The organism is Saliphagus sp. LR7 (genome assembly GCF_003344565.1).
GTDB classification, from domain to species: domain Archaea; phylum Halobacteriota; class Halobacteria; order Halobacteriales; family Natrialbaceae; genus Saliphagus; species Saliphagus infecundisoli.
Genome location: NZ_QPND01000004.1, coordinates 70,196 through 91,789 on the forward strand (window position 1 = coordinate 70,196; position 21,594 = coordinate 91,789).

Sequence of the window (21,594 nt, forward strand, 5' to 3'; positions counted from 1 at the left end):
TGACGGAGACGGGGGTACCAAGGCTTTTGGCGTCCCGGGGCAAGTCCGGTGACGATGGAGTTCGAGGCGATCCCCGGGGTCGGGGCAAAGACCGCGAGCGCCCTCGCCGAACTCGAGGCGCCCGAGGAGGCCCTCCGGACGGGCGACGTCGCGGCCATCGCCAGCGCGCCGGGGCTCTCCCCGGGGCGGGCCGCCCGGATCGCCCGCGGCGCGATCCGCCTCGACCACGACGACCCCGGCGGGTTCCTCGCGACCGAACGCGCCCGCGAGATCCACCGCGACCTCCTCGCGCTCGTCCGGGAGCGGGCGGTGACCGACTACGCGGCCCGCCGCCTCGAGACCTTTTACCCCAGCCGCCGGGCCTCCCGGATCGAGGAGGCCCGCGGGTTCGTCGAGCGCGCCATGGAGCGCGACCCCGATCCCGACGTCCTCGCGGCCCTGGAGGACGTCGTGCCCCTCGAACGCCCCGGCGACGTCCGCGTCTCCGAACGGTGTCTCGCGACCCGGGACGCGGAACGCTACGCGGAGGCCCGCGAGGCGGTCCCCGAGCTTCCGGTCGAGATCGTCGAGGACGCCCGCGGACTGGCCGAACTCGCCCGCGGCTACGCGACGGTGGTCGCCCTCGACGAGGCGTTCGCCGGCGTCGACGTCTCCGGCGACGTCCGGGTCCGGCCCGACGCCGTAGAGGACCCTGCCGACATCGTCCCCGAGCGGGCGCTCGCCTTCTTCGCGCGAAATCGCGGCTCGATCCGGGGCGCCATCGATGTTCACCGTGCCGCCGGCCTTGAGGCGCCCTGCGAGGTCGACGGGCTCGAGTCGGCCATGGACCGGCTGGGAGCGGACGGGACCGTCGCCGGCGACGACGAACTCGACCGGCTGGCACGGGCGGTCGACGACCTCGACGCGGCGGTCGGAACGGCCGAGAGCGTCGCCAACGACCGGCTCCGGGAGGCGATCCGCGAGCGGGACGTCACCATCGAGGGCAGCGATCTCCTCTCGCTGGTCGAGCAGGGTGCGGGCGCCGACTCGCTTCTGGCCCGCGAGCTGAGCGAGGAGTACGACGCCGCCGTCGCGGCCGCCCGCGAGCACCTGCTCGACGCGCTCGATCTCGACTCCGGGGAGGCAGACCTCGCCCGCCGGATCCTCGACGACGACCCCACGTTTCCCGTCGAGCGCGACGAGGAGGCCGTGGCCCGCCTGCGCGAGGAGCTGGTCGCCGCCCGCGACCGCCGGGCGGCGGAGCGAAAACGCGAGCTCGCGGCGACGCTCACCGATCGCCGCGAGGGCGTCGAGGAGCTCGTTCGCGGGGCCTTGGAGCTCGACGTCGAACTCGCGATCTCGCGGTTCGCACGGGACTTCGGCTGTACGACGGCGGAGTTCGGCGGCGACGGCGTCGCCATCGAGGGTGGGCGTTCGCCGTTGCTCCCCGAGGCCCGCGAGGAGGTCGAACCCGTCGATTACGAGGTGACGGGGCCGACGCTGCTCTCGGGGGTCAACAGCGGCGGGAAGACCTCGACGCTGGATCTGGTCGCCGCGGTCGCCGTTTTGGCCCACATGGGGTTTCCGGTGCCCGCAGACCACGTCCGCCTGCGTCGGTTCGAGGAACTGCACTATCACGAGAAGAGCCAGGGCACCCTCGACGCGGGCGCCTTCGAGTCCACCGTTCGGGACTTTGCGGACCTCGCGACGGGCGCCGACGGCCGGCTCGTGCTCGTCGACGAACTCGAGAGCATCACCGAGCCGGGCGCGAGCGCGCGGATCGTCGCGGGTATCCTCGAGACGCTCGCCGAGCGGGACGCGACGGCCGTCTTCGTCTCGCATATGGCCGGCGAGATCCGCGAGCGGGCCGACGTCGCGGTCGGCGTCGACGGCATCGAGGCCGTCGGGATCGTCGACGGCGAGCTCCGGGTGGATCGCTCGCCGACGAAGGGTCGGCTCGCGCGCTCGACCCCGGAGCTGATCGTCGAGAAGCTCGCCGCCGAGGACGGGAACGAGGGCGACCGCGGCGGCTTCTACGGCCGGCTGCTCGAGAAGTTCGAGTGAGCGGTTTCGGAGGTGTCGGGGTCCCCACGTACTGCCCTCGAGTCCGAACCCGGCCCGGCGCAAACACTGAAGTAGCCCGGGAGCGAGGTGAAAGTGATGGGAGGCGACGAGGGAATGCTGTCCTGGGACGAGTCGGTGTTCAGGGACGAACACGTCTTCGAGATCGATTACGTCCCCGAGGCGTTCGTCCACCGCGAGAGCCAGATGCAGGGGCTGTCCCACGCGCTCCGGCCCGCGCTCCGGGGCTCGCGCCCGCTGAACGTCTCGGTCCGGGGCCCGCCCGGAACCGGGAAGACGACGGCGATCCAGAAGCTGTTCGGGGAGGTCGCCGCCGAGACCGCCGAGGTGGAGACGATCCGGGTCAACTGCCAGGTCAACTCCACCAGGTACGCGGTGTTCTCCCGGCTGTTCGAGGGCTGTTTCGACTACGAACCCCCCTCCTCGGGGATCTCGTTCAAGAAGCTGTTCGGCCAGATCGCCGAGAAGCTGATCGAAGAGGACCGGGTGCTCGTCGTCGCGCTCGACGACGTCAACTACCTCTTCTACGAGAATGAGGCCAGCGACACCCTGTACTCGCTGCTCCGGGCCCACGAGGAACACCCCGGCGCGCGGATCGGCGTCATCGTCGTCTCCTCGGACCCGACCCTCGAGGCCATCGACGAACTCGACGCGCGCGTCCAGAGCGTCTTCCGGCCCGAGGACGTCTATTTCCCGGTGTACGACGAGCCCGAGATCGAGGAGATCCTCGGCGAGCGAGTAAAGCGCGGCTTTCACGACGGGGTCGTCTCCGGGGACGTCCTCTCGCGGGTCGCGGCCCTGACCGCCGAGAGCGGCGACCTCCGGGTCGGGATCGACCTGCTCCGGCGGGCCGGCCTGAACGCCGAGGCGCGCGCGAGCCAGGTCGTCGAGGGCGGCGACGTCGAGGACGCCTACGAGACCTCGAAACACGTCCACCTCTCGCGGAGCCTCGCGAACCTCGCGGCGAGCGAACGCGAACTGCTCGCGGCGATCGCCGACAACGACGGCGAACAGGCCGGCGCGGTCTACGAGGCGTTCCACGAGCGGACCGATCTGGGCTACACCCGCTACTCCGAACTCGTCAACAAGGTAGACCAGCTCGGCCTCATCGACGCCGAGTACGCCGACGTCGAGGGACGGGGGCGCTCGCGGTCGCTCTCGCTTTCCTACGACCGGGAGGCGGTACTCGATCGCCTCGAGTGACTACCGCTGGGAGTCCCGGAGGATCAGCGGCCCGATCGCCAGGGTCCGTTTCGCGGCGGTCGCGATCCGGGTGATGTAGGCGGTGAGCAGGAGAAACGGCGAGAGCGTGAAGGTGAACGCGGCCCCGACGAGCCAGAGGAGGTTCTCGACGCCGAGGGTCGACCCCGGCGCGGTCGCGGTGTCGACGAACACCACCATCATCCCGCTGACGACGATCGCGGGGATCGCGAGATAGAGGATCAGCCGCGAGAGGTCGATCAGCGCCCACTGGAAGTACAGCGTCTTGACGTGTTCTCTGGCGGGCCCGAACATCGACAGGGCGGTTCGGAGCTCGTCGAACGCCTCCCAGCCCTCCTCGTCCAGGGCGTCCCGGTAGTCGTCCTCCAAGCGTTCGATCTGAAAGACCTTCCAGGAGTAGTTGTAGTCGAGGGCCGCGTAGACGACGTCGAACGTGCCGAACTTCGCGCCGTCTAGCTTCTCGCGGACGGTTTCGGCGTTGCCGGTAACGCTCTCGACGAACTCCTCGACCTCGCCGGCGAACTCGTCGTTTTCGGAGTCCTGGACGACCTCCTCGAGCTCGTCGGCCCGGGACTCGGTCGCGTCGACGAGCCCCCGGAGGAACGCGGAGGGGTCCGCGGGCGCGGGTTTGCCGGTGAGGTCGCGCATGTAGTCCCGGAAGTCCATCGTCTCGCTCATCCGGGTCCGCTGTTCGCCCAGCGGGCCGTTCTCCTGGGAGAGGATCAGCTGGCTGATCGTGACGACCAGCGTGACGCCGGTGATCAGGGCGCTGAGCATCGTCCCGAATATCCACCCCATGACCGACCGTTGCTGGACGACCTCCGGGATCGTCGGTTCGAGTGCCGCCCCGAGCATGAAGACGAGGAAGACGGCGACCGAGAGGCCGGCGGTGACGCCCAGCCGGTTGGCGCCGAGCAACAGCCAGAGCTTGAGGCGGCTCTCTCCGGCCCGCTCGCGCATCGTGTTCTCGGTGCTGACCTGGTCTTCGTCGCCGTCGTCGCTCTCCTCAAACATCGTCGTTCGCGGGCCGTTTGAAGACGAGGAACTTCGTCCCGCCGCCGGTGTACGTGATCGTATCGGCCAGCTCCCAGCCGTCAGCGCCGTACTCGTTCAGCAGTTCCTGGGGATCGGAGGCCTCCTCCATCGTCGGGTCCCGTGGGGGCTCGGCCGTCTCGTACTCCCACCGGGTCGCTGGGCCGTCGTCTCCGCTCATTGGGGACCCGTACTTGCTTCGGTATCAAAACGGTTCGGCCGGCAGCTAGCTCTGGGGGAGCTCCTCGCGGTAGCTCTCGGCGTGAGAGAGCGCCTGCCCGATCCGGTCTTCGGTCTCTCCCTCGGCGCGCTCCTCGGCTTGGCGGAGCGCGTTCAGGTGTTCGTCCATCAACGCGTGGTCGGGCGTCCGGCCGTCGTCTACCAGCTCGGCGAACGCGGCCGCGGTCTCCTCTACGTCCTCGCGGACGTCGTCGTCAGCGGTCTCCGCCGCCGCCTCGAGTTCCTCGCGGGCGCTGGTGAGTCGGAGTTCGTCGGGGGCCATACCGCGGGAGAACGGACGCGCGATGAAAACCCTGGCGATGGCCCGCCGGCCTCCCGTCGAGAGTCCGCCCGGCGGCGGGAAGCGAGTCCTCAAGTGGCTGGGACACCTACTCCGGCCAACCGTGAGCGACTCCCGTGGCCCCCTCCAGCCCGACCGCCCCGACGCCGACCATCCCCTCGAGGTCGACGCTCCGTTCGAGCCCGCCGGCGACCAACCCGAGGCGATCGCCGACCTCGTCTCCGGCTTCGAGTCCGGTCTCACAGAACAGACGCTGCTGGGCGTCACCGGCTCCGGGAAGACCAACACCGTCTCCTGGACCGTCGAGGGGATCCAGAAACCGACGCTGGTGATCGCCCACAACAAGACGCTGGCCGCCCAGCTCTACGAGGAGTTCCGGGAGCTGTTTCCCGACAACGCCGTCGAGTACTTCGTCTCCTACTACGACTACTACCAGCCCGAAGCCTACGTCGAGTCCTCGGACACGTACATCGACAAGGACGCCTCGATCAACGACGAGATCGACCGGCTCCGACACAGCGCGACCCGGTCGCTTTTGACCCGCGAGGACGTGATCGTCGTCGCCTCGGTGTCGGCGATCTACGGCCTCGGTGACCCCCGCAACTACGTAGACATGTCTCTCCGCCTGGCGGTCGGCGAGGAGGTCGGCCGCGACGACCTGCTGGGGCGGCTCGTGGACCTGAACTACGAGCGAAACGACGTCGACTTCACCCAGGGCACGTTCCGGGTGCGGGGCGACACGGTCGAGATCTACCCGATGTACGGCCGGTACGCGGTGCGGGTCGAACTCTGGGGCGACGAGATCGACCGGATGGTGAAAGTCGACCCACTCGAGGGCGAGGTCCAGGGCGAACAACAGGCCGTTCTGCTCCACCCCGCAGAACACTACTCGATCCCCGAGACGAAACTCGAACGGGCGATGGACGAGATCCGCGAGGACCTCGATTCGCGCATTTCGTACTTCGAGCGCCAGGGCGATCTCGTCGCCGCCCAGCGCATCGAGGAACGCACCACCTTCGACCTCGAGATGATGCAGGAAACGGGCTACTGTTCGGGCATCGAGAACTACTCGGTGTATCTCTCCGATCGGGACTCCGGGGAAGCACCGTACACCCTCCTCGACTACTTCCCCGAGGACTTCCTGACGGTGATCGACGAGTCCCACGTCACGCTCCCCCAGATCAAGGGCCAGTACGCCGGCGACAAGTCCCGGAAGGACTCGCTGGTCGAGAACGGCTTTCGCCTGCCGACGGCGTACGACAACCGGCCACTGACCGCAGAGGAGTTCCGGGAGAAAACCGGCAAAACGCTGTACGTCAGCGCCACGCCGGGAGAGTACGAGCGCGAGGAGAGCGACCGGATCGTCGAACAGATCGTCCGCCCGACCCACCTCGTCGATCCCGCAGTGGAGGTCTCGCCGGCCAGCGGCCAGGTCGACGACCTGATGGACCGGATCGCAGAACGGATCGACCGCGACGAGCGCACGCTCGTCACCACCCTCACAAAGCGGATGGCCGAGGACCTGACCGAGTACCTCGAGGAAGCCGGCGTCGCGGTCGAGTACATGCACGACGAGACCGACACCCTGGAGCGCCACGAGATCATCCGCTCCCTTCGACTGGGCGAGATCGACGTCCTCGTCGGGATCAACCTCCTCCGAGAGGGGTTGGACATCCCCGAGGTCTCCCTCGTGGCGATCTTAGACGCCGACCAGGAGGGCTTTCTCCGCTCGGAGACGACGCTCGTCCAGACGATGGGCCGCGCCGCCAGAAACGTCAACGGCGAGGTCATCCTCTACGCCGACGACCCCTCGAGCGCCATGGAATCGGCAATCGAGGAAACCCGACGCCGGCGCGAGATCCAGCGCGAATACAACGCAGACCACGGCTACGAGCCGACGACGATCGAGAAGGCGGTCGGCGAGACGAACCTCCCGGGGAGCCAGACCGACACCGGGGGCGTCTCCGGCCGGGAGGTCGGCGACGACGAGGAGGCCGCTCGGTATATCGAGGAACTCGAGGATCGGATGGAGGAGGCCGCGAGCAACCTCGAGTTCGAACTCGCCGCCGACATCCGCGACCGGATCCGGGAGGTCCGCGAGGAACACGACCTCGCGGGCGACGACGAAGACGGGATCGCCCCGCCCGCCGAGGAGTTCTGAAGCCGAAATCGGTCGTCGTACTCTCTATTCAGCAGAACACACAAACTCCACGTTGTATAGGGATGAGGGGCTTATCGCTCAAGTCAATACCTGTCGATAGACCAACTGTGATATTCCAAACGTGGCTCCTAGAAAAAATAAGGATGCACTGATAACCACCAAAAAGTCATCCTCACCGTGGATGATCATAACCAGCAGGCACCATCCAGCGATGGACTCCAGAACTACACTGACGAGAATAGTGAGTTCGTCAGATATTCCCATCGCGTATATTGATACATTCAATACAAATAAGCCTTGACCGGTTTGCATCTGGATGTAACGTAGACCGGATTCGCGGGACCATCCGCAGCTACAGCTAATGGAGTGAGCCGGCTACTCCCCGTATTCGTCGCGATGTGCGTCCTCCTCATTGAGGATTTTGAGGGTCTCTCCGTCGCCTCCTCTACAGTCCCAGGAGAACCCGATCGGCTCGATCTCTTCGTCAGGAGTGATCCGAACAGGCACGATCTCCTCGCAGGACTTGCAGACAGCTGCTGCCCGGTCTTTCTTTTCGGTCGCTGTCATTGGCGGCCGCCTCCATACCGTCTTGTGTGAAGATATGGAATACTGATTTCGCCCAGCGGAAACTGAAACAGGTCGGAGAAACGGACTACAATCGACCCCACGGGGATCGCTCGGAGACGACGATGGCGTTCGAAACGTTGGCGTTCGAAGCGGGTGGCTCCTTGGTCAGCGGTCGAACCGGTCGGGATCGGTCCCGTCGCCGGTCGAACTCGACCCCGTTCGTTCGCGGTCGTCCTCGAGAGCGCGGTCGATCGGATCGAGGTCGGCGTCGTCCCGTCCGGCTCCGGCGTGTGGCTCCTCGTCGAGGGACGTGTACCGCTCCCGGTCCGTGGGTCGGTCTCGCCCCATTCCGAGGGTGTCCCGGGCCGACGCCCGGTGCTCGGGGAACTCCCGGGCGAGGACCGCCCCGAGGTAGCCCCCGGCGGCGCTGAAGCCGACGGTGTAGACGACGGCCGCCGCCGTGACGAGGCCGACGACGACGATCATCGCGGCGATCCCGCCGGCGGGAACCCCGAGGACGCCGAGCCAGGCCGATAGCACGGCGAGCCCGAGGAGGCCAAGCCCCGCGAACGGGAGCAGGGTGATGAGGCCGGCGAGGGCGCCGACCAGGGTCCCCGCCCGCCCGTCCTCGCCCTCCAGAAAGCCCGAGACCGCGCCCCCGAGCACCGTCGAGAACGGCAGGAAGGCGAGGACGACCGCCGCGACCGCGCCGACGACTGCGTTGACGATCGTTCCCATGGCTCGAGGGACGCTACCGGCGGCCAAAAGGTCGGCGGTCGGTTCCACCGAGTCCGTGTCCTTAAGACCACTCGGTGGAAACACCCTGTAATGAACCGACGAGCGTTCCTCAGGGCGGCCGGCGTCGGCGGCGTCGGCGCCACGATCGCGGGCTGTTCGACCGGGAACGGCGGCGACGACGACGGGAACGAAACCAACGATACCGACACCGGCGACACGAACGAGACGGACTCCAACGCTACCGGCGACGAGGCGAGCGGGGACGATGGGACCGATGGCGAGGACGACGCGAACGACACCGGGCCGAACGGGACCGGGTCGAACGGGACCGACGACAACGCCACCGACGGCGCCAACGGGACCGACGGAAACGGGGACGACGGCCACGACCTCGTCGTCACCGTCGAGGACGAGGCGGGCGAGCCCGTCGACGACGCGATCGTTCGGATCAGGACGGAAGGCGACATCCTCGGCGGCCTCTTCGGCGGCGAGGAGACGGAGGAAGCGGCGACCGACAGCGACGGCGAGGTCGTCGCCGAGGGCCTTTCGGACGGCACGTACACCGTCGCCGCCGAGAGCGGCGACCTGAGCGGCGAACGCGAGGTCGAGATCGACGGCGACAGCGCGGAGGTCACCGTCGCCGTCGTCGAGCAGACGGAGGGACGGCTCCGGATCGCGACCTACAGTTCGATGGTCGACGGCGAGGAGCCCGCCGGCGTCTGGCTCAAGGAGGCCTTCGAGGAACGCTATCCCGACGTCACGATCGAGTGGACCGTTCCCGAAGCGGGGGTCAACCACTACATCCAGCGCGCCCAGCAGGACGCCGGGATCGACGTCGACGTCTACTTCGGGCTCAACGTCGACGACCTCGTCCGGATCGACGATACCCTCGACGAACAGCTGTTCGCGTCCCTCGAGCGCGACCGGGTAGAGCGGGCCGACCGCGTCCGGGACGACCCGGCCGTCGAGTTCGGCGACCCCGACGACCGGGTGCTCCCCTACGACACGGGGTACATCAGCCTCGTCTACGACGAGGGGGAGGTCGAGGGCCCCGAGAGCTTCGAGGACCTCGTCGACCCCGCATACGAGGGGACGCTGCTCGCCCAGAACGCCCAGGACTCGGATCCGGGCCGGGCGTTCTTGCTGTGGACGATCGACGCCTACGGCGCGGACGGCTACCTCGACTACTGGCGGGAGCTAGTCGACAATGACGTCCGCATCCTGGGGAGCTGGGACGATGCCTACAGTGCCTACGAGAACGCCGAACGCCCGATGGTCGTCTCCTACTCGACCGACCAGGTCTACACCAACCGCTACGACGGCGACATGTCCCGGAGCCAGATCGCCTTTCTCGAGGACCAGGGATACGCAAACCCCGAGGGGATGGCGGTGTTCGAGGGAAGCGAGAACGCCGACCTCGCGTACGCGTTCATGGACTTCGTGCTCTCGTCGGAGGCCCAGGCCGAGATCGCCGTCCGGAACGTCCAGTTCCCCGCCGTCGCCGACGAACACGTCGATCTCGACGCCGAGTACGACGAGTACGCCCACGAGCCCCCCGAGTCGATCGCCCTCGGCTACGAGGAGCTGAGCGGGAACCTCGGCGGCTGGATCGAGGACTGGGCCCGCGAGATCGCCTCCCAGTAGTGAGCTCGAGGGCGGGCGGACCCGGCGGCCGTCGGGATGGCCGGAGCCGTCGGAGCGGGCGGAATCGGTTGCGTGGATGGGCCGGGAGACACGCCCTCACCGTCCTCGCCGTCGCGACGGCGGCGATCCTCGCCGTCATGTTGTATCTCCCCGTCGGGATCGTCTTCTCCCAGGCCGTCTTCTCCGAGGGAACTCCCACGCTCTCGGCGTTCCGGGCGGTGCTCGCCGACCCCTTCTACACGGGCGCGCTCGCGGGCGTTCTCGCCGATCCGCTCGCGATCGGGGCTCACGTGGAGGGCGTCCTCGAGTGGCTCCGGGCGGGAGCGCCCGTCCCCCGGATGGGACTGTTCGGCTTTACGGCCTACCAGGCCGCCCTCTCGACCGTCGCGAGCGTCCTCCTCGGGCTTCCCGCGGCCTACGTACTTGCGACCTACGAGTTCCGGGGCCGCCGGACGATCCGGTCGCTGACGATCCTCCCGTTCGTCCTCCCGGGGATCATGGTCGCGGTCGGCTTCTACGCGATGTTCGGTCGGGACGGGACCCTAAACGCGGCCCTGGACTTTGCGGGCCTGGGCCCCGTCGACTTCATCGGGTACAGCCCCCTCGCAGTCGTGATCGTCGCCCACGCGTTCTACAACGCGCCCCTGGTGGCGCGGGTCACGCTCGCGGCCTGGGAGTCGGTCGATCGCCGGGCCGTCGAGACCGCCCGGTCGCTCGGGGCAGGTCCTGGACGGGCGTTCCGGGACGTCGTCGTTCCCCAACTCCTCCCCGCCGTACTCACCGGCGCCCTCCTCACGTTCGTGTTCACGTTCATGACGTTCCCCATCGTCCTCGCGCTCGGCGGGCTCGGGCTCGCGACCGTCGAGGTCTGGATCTACGACCGGATCTCCCAGCTCGCGGTCGCCGAGGCCGCGACCCTCGCCGTCCTCGAGACGGTCCTCACCCTGGGGCTGACCTACGCCTACCTCCGCTACGAGTCCGCCCAGGCCGGAATGAGCCGCGGGGACGCCTCGCCCGCCCGCGAGCCGCTCTTCCCGGATCTCCGAACCGCTCTCTCGGCCCGCCGGCTCGCCGTCCTCGCCTACGGCGCGGTCGCCGTCGTCGTCTTCGTCGGGCCGATGGCGAGCATGGTCGTCGGCGGGGTCACCGACGGCGGCGGCTTCACCCTGCGCCACTACCGCTTTCTCGCCGAGCGCCAGGCGACCGGCGCGGCCTACCAGACGCTGCCCTGGCCGGCGATCCGCAACTCGCTTCTGTTCGGCGTCGCGACCCTCGCCGTCGCGCTCCCGATGGGCGTGACGATCTCCGTGCTGACGGTCCGCTCGCGGTGGGGGACGGCGATCGACGCCCTCGCGATGGTCCCCCTCGCGGTCAGCGGCGTCGTCTTCGGGATCGGGCTGCTCGAGGGGCTCGTGTTCGGAACCGATATCGGAGGGTTCCGTCTCCAGGTCACCGGCGCGGCCGCGATCGTCGCCGCCCACGCCGTCGCCGCCTATCCCTTCGTCGTCCGGAACGTCTCGCCCCTGCTGGCGGATCTGGACCCGGCGCTTGTCGAGTCCGCACGGGCACTGGGCGCCGGCCGCGCTCGCGCGCTGCTCGACGTCGAACTCCCCCTCGTGGCGAGCGGGATCGTCGCCGGCGCCGCCTTCGCCTTTGCCATCTCGATCGGCGAGTTCTCCTCGACGGTGATTTTGGCGAGCGGGAGCGACGCCTACACGATGCCCGTCGCCGTCGAGCGCTACCTCGGCCGCCGGAACGGCCCCGCGATCGCGATGGGGACCGTCCTCCTCGTCGTGACCGCCGCGAGCTTCGTCGTCGTCGACCGCGTCGGCGGGAGGTTCGAGGCGTGACCGAACTCGTCCTGGATGGGGTCTCGAAGGCGTACGACGAAACGACCGCCCTCCGGGACGTCTCCCTCGCCGTCGCGGACGGCGAGTTCTTCACCCTCGTCGGTCCCTCGGGCTGTGGAAAGACCACCACGCTCCGGACGATCGCGGGCTTCGAGGAGCCTACCGTGGGCGAGGTCCGCTTCGACGGGGAATCGGTGACCGGTCGCCCGCCCGATGCCCGCGACGTCGGCGTCGTCTTCCAGAACTATGCACTCTTCCCCCACATGAGCGTCGCCGAGAACGTCGGCTACGGCCTCAAGTTTCGGGATTCGGGGACCGCGAGTTCGGAGGCGCGGATCGAGGAACTCCTCGAGCTGGTCGATCTTTCAGGAATGGGCGAGCGAGAGCCGAGCCAGCTTTCGGGGGGGCAACAACAGCGGGTTGCACTGGCCCGCGCGCTCGCCCCCGAGCCGAGCCTCCTCCTGCTCGACGAGCCGATGAGTGCCCTCGACGCCCGCCTCCGGGAATCGCTCCGCCGCCAGGTAAAACGAATCCAGTCCGAGCTCTCGATCACCACCGTCTACGTCACCCACGACCAGGAGGAGGCCCTGGCGATCTCCGACCGGCTCGCGGTGATGAACGAGGGCCGGGTCGAACAGATCGGCACCCCCGAAGCGATCTACCGCCGACCACGAACGAGGTTCGTCGCCGAGTTCGTCGGCGACAACAACGTTCTCAAGGGCGAGGTCCGTGGACGCGAGGACGACCGACTCCGGGTCGGCGTCGACGGCGGCGAGTTCGCGATCGGCGATCCCGTCGCGGACTCGGGCCGGGATTCCGGCGACCGGGACTGGGGAGTCGAGTCCGCGCCGTCTCCCGGCGACCGAATCATCTTCTGCGTTCGCCCCGAAGCGCTCCGGGAGGACGCCGAAACGAATCGAGTACGGGTAAGCGTCGAGGGCCAGGAGTTCCACGGCGAGAGCGTCCGGGTGGACGGCCGGTGGGGAGAGACTCCGATCGTGCTTCGGCTTCCCGACGTTCCCACACGCGAGGAATTGACCGTCGGGTTCGAGCCGGAGGCGGCACACGTCGTCGAGCGAGAGTAAGTCGGCCTCGAGAGTCCGCCGAAAGGGGCGGCGAATCAAATATTTGTGAGATCTGGGGATATATTGCGTTTCGGGGCGTAGGGAGAGCCATGACCGATATCGATCCGACTCCGCCGCCGGAGGACGTCGAGGAGGTCCGGACGCGCTGGCACGACGACGCCGACACGTTCGATCGGGTCTACGACGTCGTCCTCGGGATCACGGAGCCGACGAGCCACGCCGAGATCGCGGAGATCGCGGACTGCTCGCCGAACGCGGCGAAAAAGCACGTCGAGCGCCTCGCGGAGATGGGCATCGCGCGCGCCGACCGCTCCGGTCGTCCCGTCCGGTACGAACGCAACGACGGCTACCTCGAGTGGCAGGAGGCGAGCCGGCTCGCCGAGGAACTGACCGCGGAGGAGATCGTCGATCGCGTCGAACGACTCGAGGAGCGCCGGGGCGAGTTCGAGGAGCGCTTCGGGGCGACGGATCCGACGGCGGTGTCGGTCTTCGATCTGGACGATCACGACGCGATCCACGACCGGATGGAGGCGGTCGGCGAGTGGCAGTCGATCGACCGAGACGTTCGGCTGTACGAACTCGCACGCCGACTGCTCCAGAACGACGGCCACCTCCTGCCGGCATAGATGGGTCCGCCAAGAGACGAGGAGCAGCCATCGACGGGCCCGCCCGATCGCCAAACCCTCCGGCTGCTCGAAGGCGTCCTCGCCGAGGACCCGACGGTCGCCACGACCGAGTTCGAACCGAACGGCTCCGAACCGACCCTGCTCCGTGCCTCGTTCGAGACGGACCGATATCCGGACACCGTCGGGGCCGCCCGGCTCGACGTCCGCTGGTTCGCGAGCGGCGACTTCTCGATGCACTACGTCGAGACTCTCGCCGACGGCGACGGCTGGGGGTGTCGATGGGATCGCCACCCCAATCCACACGACGGGCGGCTCCACTTTCATCGACCGCCGACCGGCGACGAGGTCGAGGCCCTCGAGATGGCGGCGGTTCACCCGCTCGACGTCACGGCAACGGTGCTCGCCGCAGTCGAGCCGCGAATCGAAGGCCACTGGTCGGCCGACGGGTCTTGACTCCTCTCGTTCTCTTTTCGCACTCTCGAGCCGTCGTCGATCGCTCTCGCCGACGAGACGAACACGAAGGACTGCTCTCAGAGCCGATCCCGAAACCGATCCAACCCGAGCCCCAGCATATCGGGACTCACAGGTTGAAACTCCTCGCGTTCGTCCTCGGGGAGGAACTTCCGGACCGAGTCCCACTCCTCGCGGGCGTAGCGCTCGTCCACGAGCACCCGGATCCCGACCTCCTCGGGACCTCTGATCACCCGCCCGATCGCCTGGCGGGCCTTCCGAACGGCGGGGACCGTCAGCGCGTAGGTGAAGCCGTCCCCGAAGGCATCGTCGTAGGCCCGCCGGACCGCCTTCGTCCGTGGGCTCGAGGTGTTGACGATCGGGACGCCACAGACGGCGGCGGCGGCCAGCCGGTCGCCGCCGTAATCGACGCCCTCGGTGAGCGTCCCCCGGAGGCTCGTGACCAACACTTTCCCCTCGCCCGCGAAGAACTCGTCCTTCAGGGTCTCGGTCGCGTCGTCCCCGCTCGCGGCGTCGAGCAAGACCGGTTTCTCGACGCGCGCCTCGAGTACACCCGCAGCCCACTCGGCCTCCGCATAGCTCGGCATCCCGACGAGGACGTTGCCGGGGACCGACGCGACCTGTCCGATCGCGTCGGCGTACTGCCGGCGAGTGGGGGTCTCCTCGCCCGGCGCCCCACGATTCTCGTAGGTGAACTTCGGCGCCGCGACCGCGAAGCTCTCGCGGTTTTCCTCGGGGAAATGCAGCCCGTAGCGCCGAGTTGCGACGGGCCGGTCCTCGCCCTCCAGATAATCGAGCCCGGTGACCTCGGTGAAGACGTCCATCGGCTCGAGGGTCGCGCTCATCAGGATCCCGCCGCCGAAGGAGGCGAGCCGAGAGCCGATCGCGTCGCTGGGCACGCAGTTGTGCAAGGCGAGCCGGCCGTTGTAGGCCCGGCGCCAGCTATCGGCGGGTTCCTCCTCGTTCCAGGTCCGCTCGAGTTCTACCTCCCGGAAGTACTCGGTGTGATCCCGGCGGTACCACTCGCCGACGACGCGACCGACCGCGGGCGCCGCTCGCGACTTCTCCTCGCCCTCGGCCTCGTTGATGATCCGGGCGACGACCGCGCCGACCGACTCCGTGCGGACCCACAGCTTCTCGCCGTAGCCCGCCTCGCGGGCCCACGCCGAGATCTCGTCCTCGGCGGGCACCTGGGGATCGCGAAGCGGGATCTCCGCGTCCTCCAACTCCATCAGGTCGGACTTCCAGCCCCGGTGCTCGCCGTCGAGATGCGCCCGCACGCGCCGGTCGAGTTCCTCGCGCAGTGCTTCCAAAAAATCGCGAACCGCTTCGATCTCGTCGGCCGAGACGTCCGAATCGTTCAGTTCCGCACGCACGAGGTCGGCGTCGGCGGTCTTCGACCCACTCTCTGTACTTCGCCCCTCGCGGTCGAACTCGAGGGGCTGGAGGACCCGCGAACACTCGGTGACGGCGTCCCTGAGCGAGGTGTCCGCGATCCCCTCGCTCACGAGGTCCCGGACGCGGGGTTCGAGCATGTGGGCCTCGTCACAGACGACGAACGTCTCTTCGTTCAACAACTCGCCCGTGAACGCGCCGGTCGTCGTCGGGTCGAAGGCGTGGTAGTAGTTGCCGATGACGACCTCGACCTCGGGGAGGGCCGCGCCCATGATCGAGTGGGGACACGAGCCATGGCGCATTCCCAGCGAGACGAGTTCCTCGGGGGTGACGAGGCCGACATCGGTAAGGTCGAACGGGACCGCTTCGGCCCGCGAGCCGCCCTCGTCGCCCTCGTCGGGGAGGTCCTCCAGGTACTGGGCGTAGAACGGACAGTACTCGACGCCGCCGGCCGGGCCGCCGTCGTCGTACGTGGGGATCTCGGGAGGGTAGGAGGCGGTCTCGCCCGCGCTCTCGAGCAGTCGGATGCCCCCGTCGCTGCGACCGCTGTCGGCGAGCCCGGTCTGCTGGCTTCTGGCATCTGCCGCGAGAGAGCCCGCGGTGGTCGCCCCGCCCTCGCCCGTCAGGTCGCGGGTCCGCTCGCGGAGGTTCTCACACCGGTCGTACACCACGCCGTCGTCGAACTCTGCGACCCCCTCGCGGTTGTACGGGCAAACGTCGGCCTTCCCGACGAGGGTCAACCCCGAAACGGGATCCCACTCCCCTGGAAGGTTCGCGTTGATCGTCTCCAGGTCCTCCTCGAACTGCCGGAGCTGTTGTTTGACGCTCGTGAGGACGACCACGCGCTCGTAGTCGCTGTCGGGGTCCCGGACGAGGTCGATCCCCGCCGAAAGCGCGAGCATCGTCTTTCCCGTACCGCAGGCTCCCTCGACGACCGTAAACCCGCCTTCGCGGGCGGTCTCGAGTGCGGTCTCGATCCCGTCTACCTGGTCCGCGTAGGGTTCGGCGTGGCCGAACACCTCGCGCCAGGAGCCCTCGCTCATCTCTCCGGAACTCGTCGTCGCTCGTCCATAGGGATGTCGGAGCCGACTGGGCGCGCCATCGGTCATAAACCCGCGGATCGGATGGAGTCGATGGGGCCGAAGCGGGTTCTCGCCGGATCTCAGCCGAACGAGTGGTTCGTCCGGCTCCGCTCGTCGTCACCTTCCGGGCCACTCCACACGATAACCGCACTCTGTTCCACGAAGAGGGCGGCGAGCGTCACGAGACAGAAGAACAGATCCGGACCGGACGATAGGTAGTGTAACGAGCCGAACAGCGTCACGACCACGCCGGCCTCGAGAGATCTCGTTCTCCAGGATTCCGCCTCGAGAGACTCCAAATAGAGCCCACCAACCCCCACGAGGAGCCCGGCCGAACCGGGAACCACTCCGGGTTCGATCCTCTCCGGCGCCGCGGCGACCATCACGGCGAGAAGAACTCCGGAGACCACGAGTGTCGTTCTCCCGCGCATGGTCGTCGTGTCGTCACACCATCATATAGTCCTACCGACGCCGGGACTCACACCGATCGAACACAACTCCTTCCCGTTCCCGGCCGCTACCCGACGTATGGCCGACGATCCGGAGTTCGACGTCGAGGGCTGGCGAACGGAACTCGAGGAGAAGCGCGAAGAGAAAGACGAGTTCTTTTCGACCCATCCCCAGTCGCCGATCCCGCCCGAGGACCGCGAGGCTTTCGACGGGCTGGACTACTTCGAGCCCGATCCCCAGTACCGACTCGAGGCGACGGTTTCGATCCCCGACGACCCCGCGTCCGACCCGGTCTACATGGAGACGACGGCGGACGGCGAGGTCCGCTACCTCCGAACCGTGGTCCTGACGATGGATCTCGAGCGCGAGGAGCCGGATCTCACGGATACGAAACTCGAACTCGCGGGCTACGAGCAGGAGGGCGCGGCGGAGGGAACGCTATTCGTTCCCTTCCGGGACAAGACGACCGGGCAGATGACCTACGGGGGCGGGCGCTACATGGAACTGGAGGCCGAGGACGACCTCGCTGAGGGCGACTCGATCGTCGTCGATTTCAACCTCGCCTACACTCCTTTCTGCGCCTACAGCGAGACCTTCGCGTGTCCGCTTCCGCCCGAGGAGAACTGGCTCGAGGTCGCGATCCCCGCGGGCGAACGGTTCGAGTAGCGTTGCGGAACGGACTGATTTACTGCTCGGTGAGCACCGTCGTCCACTTTCCCATCGAGAGCACCAACTCGAGTCCCGTCTCCGTCTCCCGGAACTCCGCGAGCCACAGCGCCCCGTCTCCCGGGCGGACCGAGAAGACGTACCGGTCGTCACCGATCTCCTCCGGCGAGGCGGTGACGGAGAGGGCAAAGCCCTCCACCGTCAGCTCGATTAGTCCCATCCGAACGGGCTCGACGACCACTGTCTCGGCGTTCCGGTACGCTCCATAGGTCCCGGAAACGGTCTCGACCACCTCGGAGAGCTTTATCGCCCGGACGCGGTCGGCGGGCTCCTCGCCGCAAGCGATCGCGAGGACCGCCTGTCCGAGCGTGGCGGCCGGCGGCCCGTGACGGTTGAGCGCCAGCGCGACGCCGAGACCGTCCTCCGGGAGGACGCCGATGTAGGCGCTTGCGCCGTCGATCCCACCCAGGTGGCTGGCAAGGAGTTGCTCGGCGAACTCGCCGATCTCCCAGCCGTAGCCGTACCCTCGCCGGCTGTCGTCGCTGGTCGGGAGCGGCGACGACTGGATGCTTGTAGCCTTCGCGAGGAGATCGGAGTCGAGTATCCGGCTCCCCTCTACCTCGCCGCCGTCGAGCACACACCGCCCCAGTCTGGTGAGTTCCCGCGGGGAGCTGATCAACCCGCCGGCCGATCCTGCACCACCGTCGTAGGTCTTCACCACCAGTTCCCCGTCGCGCTCGGCGTAGCCCGTCATCGCGTCGTCGTCGGTCCGGAGCGCGTCCGGGTCGAAGGTGGACCGTTCCATCCCGAGCGGATCGAGGACCTCCTCGCCGACGTACCGGTCGTAGGGACGGCCGTCCACGGCCTCGATCAGCTCCCCGAGGACGAAGTAGCCCCCGTTGGAGTACATATATCGATCCCGGTCGAGGAGGCGCTGATCCGCTGCGCCCCTCACGTGCTCCAGCAGCCCGAGATCCTGCCCGTCGTCTATGGTGCCGTGGAGCGCCGAGAAGTCCCGCGGGATCCCCGACGAGTGCGAAAGCAGCTCTTCGACGGTGATCGGATCGCCGGGGACGTCGTCGAGGATCGGCACGTACGCCCCGATATCGCCGTCGAGATCGATCTCTCCCTGGTCGATCAGCCGAAGCACCGCGAGGGCGACGACGGGTTTCGAGAGCGACGCGACCGAGTACAGCGTGTCGGGGGTCGCCGGTGCCCCAGACTCGGCTTCCCGCTCGCCGAGGCCCGTCGCGACGCGGACTCCCTGCTCGTCGAAGACGACGGCGCTGACGCCGGGAACGTCCTCGTCCTCGCGCCAGTCGCCGAGAAACGAATCGATCCGGTCGGCCGTCGTCCGTGCCCTCTCTCCCATGCCATTCGATCAACGAAGCTGACACATAGGTCTTGCCTGGGATGGGAGACAGCACGAGGCCGAGGATACATACCACTGGACGCGCTCGCCTCGGGTATGCGCGTCGGGCTCATCTCCGATATCCACGGCAACCGGGTCGCCTTAGAGGCCGTCCTGGCGAATATGCCGGACGTAGACCGACTGGTCTGTGCGGGCGACGTCGTCGGCTACAATCCCTGGCCCGCCGACTGCGTCGACGCCATGCGCGAGCGGCGGGTGCCGACGGTCGTCGGCAATCACGACGCCGCCGTCGTCTCGGGAACCGCCTTCCGGTTCAACGAGATGGCGAAAGCGGGCGTCGAGTACGCCCGCCGGGAGCTCGACGACGAGCAGTTGGGATGGCTCGAGTCCCTCCCCGAGACGCGCCTGACCTGTGACGACCGGGTCAAACTCGTCCACGGCCATCCCGCCGATCCCGACCGCTACACCTATCCCGCGGACTTCTCGCCCCGACTGCTCGACGAGGAGGACGTCCTCGTCCTCGGCCATACCCACGTCCAGCACGCCGAGAGCTACGGCGAGGGGATCGTCGTCAACCCGGGAAGCGTCGGCCAGCCCCGCGGCGGCGACCCGAAGGCGGCCTACGCCGTCCTCGATCTCGACGCGATGGACGTGGACCTCCACCGGGTCGCCTACGACGTCGAGGCCGTCCAGCGGAAGATCCGGGAGGAGGGGCTGCCCGAACGGCTCGGGACGCGGCTCGCCCGCGGGAAGTAGACGGAGACGGGGTTCGACGGCCCTCGGCCGGTCTCTTTCGATTCCGGGCCCGCCCTGCACGCACGGACCGGCCCAACAGCTAACTGGGGGGAGGCCGTATCCGGCTTCGCATGTCACTCAAACGGATGCTGAGCGGGGATCCATCCCGAAGTTCGTTGCTGTACATCGTCATCGGGGGACTCTCGCTCGTCAAGGCCGTCGCCCTCTACAACGACCGCGAACGGTTCCGCCGCGAGCTGACCGACGCCGCGCTCTTTCTCGGCGTCGGGCTCGTCCTCCGGCGGTACGGGCAACTGAAGGAGCAGAAACGCCAGGAACTTGAGTCACAGGTGCCCGGCTGGCTCGCCAAGCGAGGGGGCTCCGACGGATCGGAGCGCTCCGGCCCCGGCCTCCGTGCCCGCGCGAAAGCCCGGTTCGGCGACGAGCCCGAACCCGAGCCGACCTACCGCGAGCGCGCCCGCCAGGCCGTCTCCGACCGCCGTTAACGGGGCCGTAGCTCCGCGGTGAAGTGGCGCAGTTCGGGGGTCGAGGGTTCGCTTACGATCTCGAGACCCCGAACGTTCTCCCGGTTCGTGACCGCCGCCGCGGCGTCGGCGACGTGCTCGAAGTGTTCTCGGTGGTAGCTCCGGCGGGGCACCGCCAGCCGCACGAGATCCGGTCGGTCGGCCCCCGGGAAGGCGAAGCTCCCGAGTTCGACGCAGCGGACGCCGCCCTCTCGATACAGTTCGCAGACGAACGTCTGGCCGGGGAACGCCTCCGGCGGGATATCGGGAAAGACCTCGCCCGCATCGACGTACACCGCGTGGCCCCCGGTCGGCGTGTAGACCGGGACTCCCCGCTCCGCGAGGAGGTTGCCGAGCGTCCGGACGCGCTCGAGCCGTCCCTCGACGTACCCCTCCTCGACGGCTTCCCGGAGGCCGACGGCGAGGGCGGCCATGTCCCGGCCGGCCATCCCGCCGTAGGTGGGAAACCCCTCGTAGAGGATCCCGCGTTGACGACACTGCTCGTGGAGGTCCTCCTCGCGGAGCGCGACGAACCCGCCCGCGTTCGAGAGCCCGTCCTTCTTGCCGCTCATCACGAGGGCGTCGGCGTAGGAGAGCTGTTCGCGGGCGATATCGGCGATCGGATCGCCCTCGAACTCGCCCTCGCGTGCGCTGACGAAGCCGGCGTTCTCGGCGAACCGGCAGGCGTCGATGACGAAGGTGGCACCGATCCTGTCGGCGAACTCGCGGACCCGGCGGGTGTTCTCGACGCTGACGGGCTGGCCGGCCGCCGAGTTGTTCGTGATCGTGAGGATCACGACGGGGACGCGGTCGGCGCCGACCCGATCGACGACCTCGTAGCCCCGGTCGACCGAGAAGTTTCCTCGAAAGTCGCCCTCGCCGTCGGGGTCGAACGCGCCCGGCGCGGGGCAGTCGACCGGCTCGGCTCCCTGGTTCGCGACGTGGGCCCGGGTCGTGTCGAAGTGGGTGTTGTTGAGGACGACGTCACCCTCGGAGACGAGGCTGCCGTAGAGGACGTTTTCGGCGCCCCGTCCTTGGTGAGCGGGGACGATCCGAGGAAAGCCCATCACGTCCCGGACGCTTTCCTCCAACTGCTCGAAGCTCTCGGAGCCGGCGTAGGACTCGTCGCCGCCCAGCAGGGCAGCCCACTGGTCGGTGCTCATCGTTCCCGTCCCGCTGTCGGTCAGCAGGTCGACGTAGACGTCCCTGCTCGCGAGGTTGAAGACGTTGTAGCCCGCGTCCTCTATCGCCCGCTCCCGGCGCCCGCGGGAGGGCAGATCCGTCCGCTCGACCATCGATGACCGGTAGGCGACCATGGCCGTCCCTCGGTGGCCGGACAGTTCAACTTCCCTGTCGGAATCAGTCGGCGAGCGCACGGAACCGGCCGTTCGTGT

General features: G+C 68.2%; 20 protein-coding genes. 11 read left to right on the forward strand and 9 right to left on the reverse strand.

What is annotated here, in order from left to right:
- The first annotated feature begins 54 nt into the window (after nucleotides 1–54).
- The gene (locus tag DVH23_RS07490) at nucleotides 55–2,043 is read left to right on the forward strand and encodes an endonuclease MutS2 (RefSeq protein WP_114576824.1); all 1,989 of its coding nucleotides are present in this window, start codon (nucleotides 55–57) and stop codon (nucleotides 2,041–2,043) included.
- A gap of 96 nt (nucleotides 2,044–2,139) precedes the next feature.
- On the forward strand, nucleotides 2,140–3,264 hold the full coding sequence (locus DVH23_RS07495; RefSeq protein ID WP_114576825.1) for an ORC1-type DNA replication protein: 1,125 nt from the start codon (nucleotides 2,140–2,142) through the stop codon (nucleotides 3,262–3,264).
- Here the strand turns inward: DVH23_RS07495 and DVH23_RS07500 are convergent, their stop codons facing one another.
- Genes DVH23_RS07500 through DVH23_RS07510 form a run of 3 tightly spaced genes read right to left on the reverse strand, consistent with a single transcriptional unit; the run spans nucleotide 3,265 to nucleotide 4,816 of the window.
- Complete coding sequence (locus DVH23_RS07500) at nucleotides 3,265–4,296, reverse strand: hypothetical protein (RefSeq protein WP_114576826.1); 1,032 nt, start codon at nucleotides 4,294–4,296, stop codon at nucleotides 3,265–3,267.
- Nucleotides 4,289–4,495, reverse strand: a complete 207-nt coding sequence (locus DVH23_RS07505; protein WP_114576827.1) for a DUF4177 domain-containing protein — start codon at nucleotides 4,493–4,495, stop codon at nucleotides 4,289–4,291. The genes DVH23_RS07500 and DVH23_RS07505 overlap by 8 nt, the downstream gene beginning before the upstream one ends.
- A gap of 45 nt (nucleotides 4,496–4,540) precedes the next feature.
- Entirely contained in the window at nucleotides 4,541–4,816 is a 276-nt protein-coding gene (locus DVH23_RS07510; RefSeq protein ID WP_114576828.1) for a hypothetical protein, read from the reverse strand.
- Between the two features lie 121 nt (nucleotides 4,817–4,937).
- Here DVH23_RS07510 and uvrB point away from each other — a divergent pair, with 121 nt between their 5' ends.
- Nucleotides 4,938–6,995 (forward strand): excinuclease ABC subunit UvrB, encoded by a 2,058-nt coding sequence (gene uvrB, locus DVH23_RS07515; RefSeq protein WP_114577054.1) that lies wholly within the window; start codon nucleotides 4,938–4,940, stop codon nucleotides 6,993–6,995.
- Nucleotides 6,996–7,370: 375 nt separating this feature from the next.
- Here uvrB and DVH23_RS07525 read toward each other — a convergent pair whose 3' ends face one another.
- Complete coding sequence (locus DVH23_RS07525; protein WP_114576830.1) at nucleotides 7,371–7,562, reverse strand: hypothetical protein; 192 nt, start codon at nucleotides 7,560–7,562, stop codon at nucleotides 7,371–7,373.
- Between the two features lie 165 nt (nucleotides 7,563–7,727).
- Nucleotides 7,728–8,300: a DUF5518 domain-containing protein gene (locus tag DVH23_RS07530; protein ID WP_114576831.1), complete on the reverse strand. Its 573-nt coding sequence runs from the start codon at nucleotides 8,298–8,300 to the stop codon at nucleotides 7,728–7,730.
- Nucleotides 8,301–8,885: 585 nt separating this feature from the next.
- Here DVH23_RS07530 and DVH23_RS07535 point away from each other — a divergent pair.
- The 5 genes from DVH23_RS07535 to DVH23_RS07555 all read left to right on the forward strand — a co-directional run bounded on the left by DVH23_RS07535 (nucleotide 8,886) and on the right by DVH23_RS07555 (nucleotide 13,958).
- Nucleotides 8,886–9,944 (forward strand): thiamine ABC transporter substrate-binding protein, encoded by a 1,059-nt coding sequence (locus DVH23_RS07535; RefSeq protein ID WP_263623605.1) that lies wholly within the window; start codon nucleotides 8,886–8,888, stop codon nucleotides 9,942–9,944.
- Nucleotides 9,944–11,794, forward strand: a complete 1,851-nt coding sequence (locus DVH23_RS07540; RefSeq protein ID WP_198667870.1) for an iron ABC transporter permease — start codon at nucleotides 9,944–9,946, stop codon at nucleotides 11,792–11,794. The genes DVH23_RS07535 and DVH23_RS07540 overlap by 1 nt, the downstream gene beginning before the upstream one ends.
- A complete protein-coding gene (locus DVH23_RS07545; protein WP_114576833.1) occupies nucleotides 11,791–12,879 on the forward strand; it encodes an ABC transporter ATP-binding protein in 1,089 nt (362 codons plus the stop codon). Before DVH23_RS07540 ends, DVH23_RS07545 begins: the two co-directional genes overlap by 4 nt.
- Nucleotides 12,880–12,968: 89 nt before the next feature.
- The gene (locus DVH23_RS07550) at nucleotides 12,969–13,505 is read left to right on the forward strand and encodes a winged helix-turn-helix domain-containing protein (RefSeq protein ID WP_114576834.1); all 537 of its coding nucleotides are present in this window, start codon (nucleotides 12,969–12,971) and stop codon (nucleotides 13,503–13,505) included.
- A complete protein-coding gene (locus DVH23_RS07555) occupies nucleotides 13,506–13,958 on the forward strand; it encodes a hypothetical protein (protein WP_114576835.1) in 453 nt (150 codons plus the stop codon).
- A 77-nt stretch (nucleotides 13,959–14,035) separates the two neighbouring features.
- Here the strand turns inward: DVH23_RS07555 and DVH23_RS07560 are convergent, their stop codons facing one another.
- Together DVH23_RS07560 and DVH23_RS07565 are read right to left on the reverse strand one after the other, a co-directional pair.
- Entirely contained in the window at nucleotides 14,036–16,414 is a 2,379-nt protein-coding gene (locus DVH23_RS07560; protein ID WP_114576836.1) for an ATP-dependent DNA helicase, read from the reverse strand.
- A 119-nt stretch (nucleotides 16,415–16,533) separates the two neighbouring features.
- Nucleotides 16,534–16,836 carry a hypothetical protein gene (locus DVH23_RS07565; protein WP_157972359.1) on the reverse strand — a complete coding sequence of 101 codons (303 nt, stop codon included), beginning with the start codon at nucleotides 16,834–16,836 and terminating at the stop codon, nucleotides 16,534–16,536.
- Between the two features lie 145 nt (nucleotides 16,837–16,981).
- Here DVH23_RS07565 and DVH23_RS07570 point away from each other — a divergent pair, with 145 nt between their 5' ends.
- Complete coding sequence (locus DVH23_RS07570; RefSeq protein ID WP_114576838.1) at nucleotides 16,982–17,569, forward strand: DUF1684 domain-containing protein; 588 nt, start codon at nucleotides 16,982–16,984, stop codon at nucleotides 17,567–17,569.
- A 19-nt stretch (nucleotides 17,570–17,588) separates the two neighbouring features.
- On the opposite strand, the gene DVH23_RS07575 is transcribed toward DVH23_RS07570, so the two are convergent.
- Nucleotides 17,589–18,941, reverse strand: coding sequence for a serine hydrolase (locus tag DVH23_RS07575; protein WP_114576839.1), 1,353 nt, complete (start codon nucleotides 18,939–18,941; stop codon nucleotides 17,589–17,591).
- Nucleotides 18,942–19,037: 96 nt separating this feature from the next.
- On the opposite strand from DVH23_RS07575, the gene DVH23_RS07580 reads away from it, so the two are divergent.
- Nucleotides 19,038–19,697 carry a metallophosphoesterase gene (locus DVH23_RS07580; protein WP_114576840.1) on the forward strand — a complete coding sequence of 220 codons (660 nt, stop codon included), beginning with the start codon at nucleotides 19,038–19,040 and terminating at the stop codon, nucleotides 19,695–19,697.
- 110 nt (nucleotides 19,698–19,807) lie between these two features.
- The gene (locus DVH23_RS07585) at nucleotides 19,808–20,182 is read left to right on the forward strand and encodes a hypothetical protein (RefSeq protein ID WP_114576841.1); all 375 of its coding nucleotides are present in this window, start codon (nucleotides 19,808–19,810) and stop codon (nucleotides 20,180–20,182) included.
- Here DVH23_RS07585 and DVH23_RS07590 read toward each other — a convergent pair.
- Nucleotides 20,179–21,516: a tryptophanase gene (locus tag DVH23_RS07590; protein WP_114576842.1), complete on the reverse strand. Its 1,338-nt coding sequence runs from the start codon at nucleotides 21,514–21,516 to the stop codon at nucleotides 20,179–20,181. The two genes, DVH23_RS07585 and DVH23_RS07590, sit on opposite strands and share 4 nt — an antisense overlap.
- Nucleotides 21,517–21,594 lie beyond the last annotated feature (78 nt).

Bases quoted from the DNA above. Each gene is read 5' to 3' on its own strand.
- DVH23_RS07490 (WP_114576824.1), top strand. From the start codon at position 55: ATGGAGTTCGAGGCGATCCCCGGGGTCGGGGCAAAGACCGCGAGCGCC.
- DVH23_RS07495 (WP_114576825.1), top strand. From the start codon at position 2,140: ATGGGAGGCGACGAGGGAATGCTGTCCTGGGACGAGTCGGTGTTCAGG.
- DVH23_RS07500 (WP_114576826.1), bottom strand. From the start codon at position 4,296: ATGTTTGAGGAGAGCGACGACGGCGACGAAGACCAGGTCAGCACCGAG.
- DVH23_RS07505 (WP_114576827.1), bottom strand. From the start codon at position 4,495: ATGAGCGGAGACGACGGCCCAGCGACCCGGTGGGAGTACGAGACGGCC.
- DVH23_RS07510 (WP_114576828.1), bottom strand. From the start codon at position 4,816: ATGGCCCCCGACGAACTCCGACTCACCAGCGCCCGCGAGGAACTCGAG.
- DVH23_RS07525 (WP_114576830.1), bottom strand. From the start codon at position 7,562: ATGACAGCGACCGAAAAGAAAGACCGGGCAGCAGCTGTCTGCAAGTCC.
- DVH23_RS07530 (WP_114576831.1), bottom strand. From the start codon at position 8,300: ATGGGAACGATCGTCAACGCAGTCGTCGGCGCGGTCGCGGCGGTCGTC.
- DVH23_RS07550 (WP_114576834.1), top strand. From the start codon at position 12,969: ATGACCGATATCGATCCGACTCCGCCGCCGGAGGACGTCGAGGAGGTC.
- DVH23_RS07555 (WP_114576835.1), top strand. From the start codon at position 13,506: ATGGGTCCGCCAAGAGACGAGGAGCAGCCATCGACGGGCCCGCCCGAT.
- DVH23_RS07560 (WP_114576836.1), bottom strand. From the start codon at position 16,414: ATGAGCGAGGGCTCCTGGCGCGAGGTGTTCGGCCACGCCGAACCCTAC.
- DVH23_RS07565 (WP_157972359.1), bottom strand. From the start codon at position 16,836: ATGGTCGCCGCGGCGCCGGAGAGGATCGAACCCGGAGTGGTTCCCGGT.
- DVH23_RS07570 (WP_114576838.1), top strand. From the start codon at position 16,982: ATGGCCGACGATCCGGAGTTCGACGTCGAGGGCTGGCGAACGGAACTC.
- DVH23_RS07575 (WP_114576839.1), bottom strand. From the start codon at position 18,941: ATGGGAGAGAGGGCACGGACGACGGCCGACCGGATCGATTCGTTTCTC.
- DVH23_RS07580 (WP_114576840.1), top strand. From the start codon at position 19,038: ATGCGCGTCGGGCTCATCTCCGATATCCACGGCAACCGGGTCGCCTTA.
- DVH23_RS07585 (WP_114576841.1), top strand. From the start codon at position 19,808: ATGTCACTCAAACGGATGCTGAGCGGGGATCCATCCCGAAGTTCGTTG.
- DVH23_RS07590 (WP_114576842.1), bottom strand. From the start codon at position 21,516: ATGGTCGCCTACCGGTCATCGATGGTCGAGCGGACGGATCTGCCCTCC.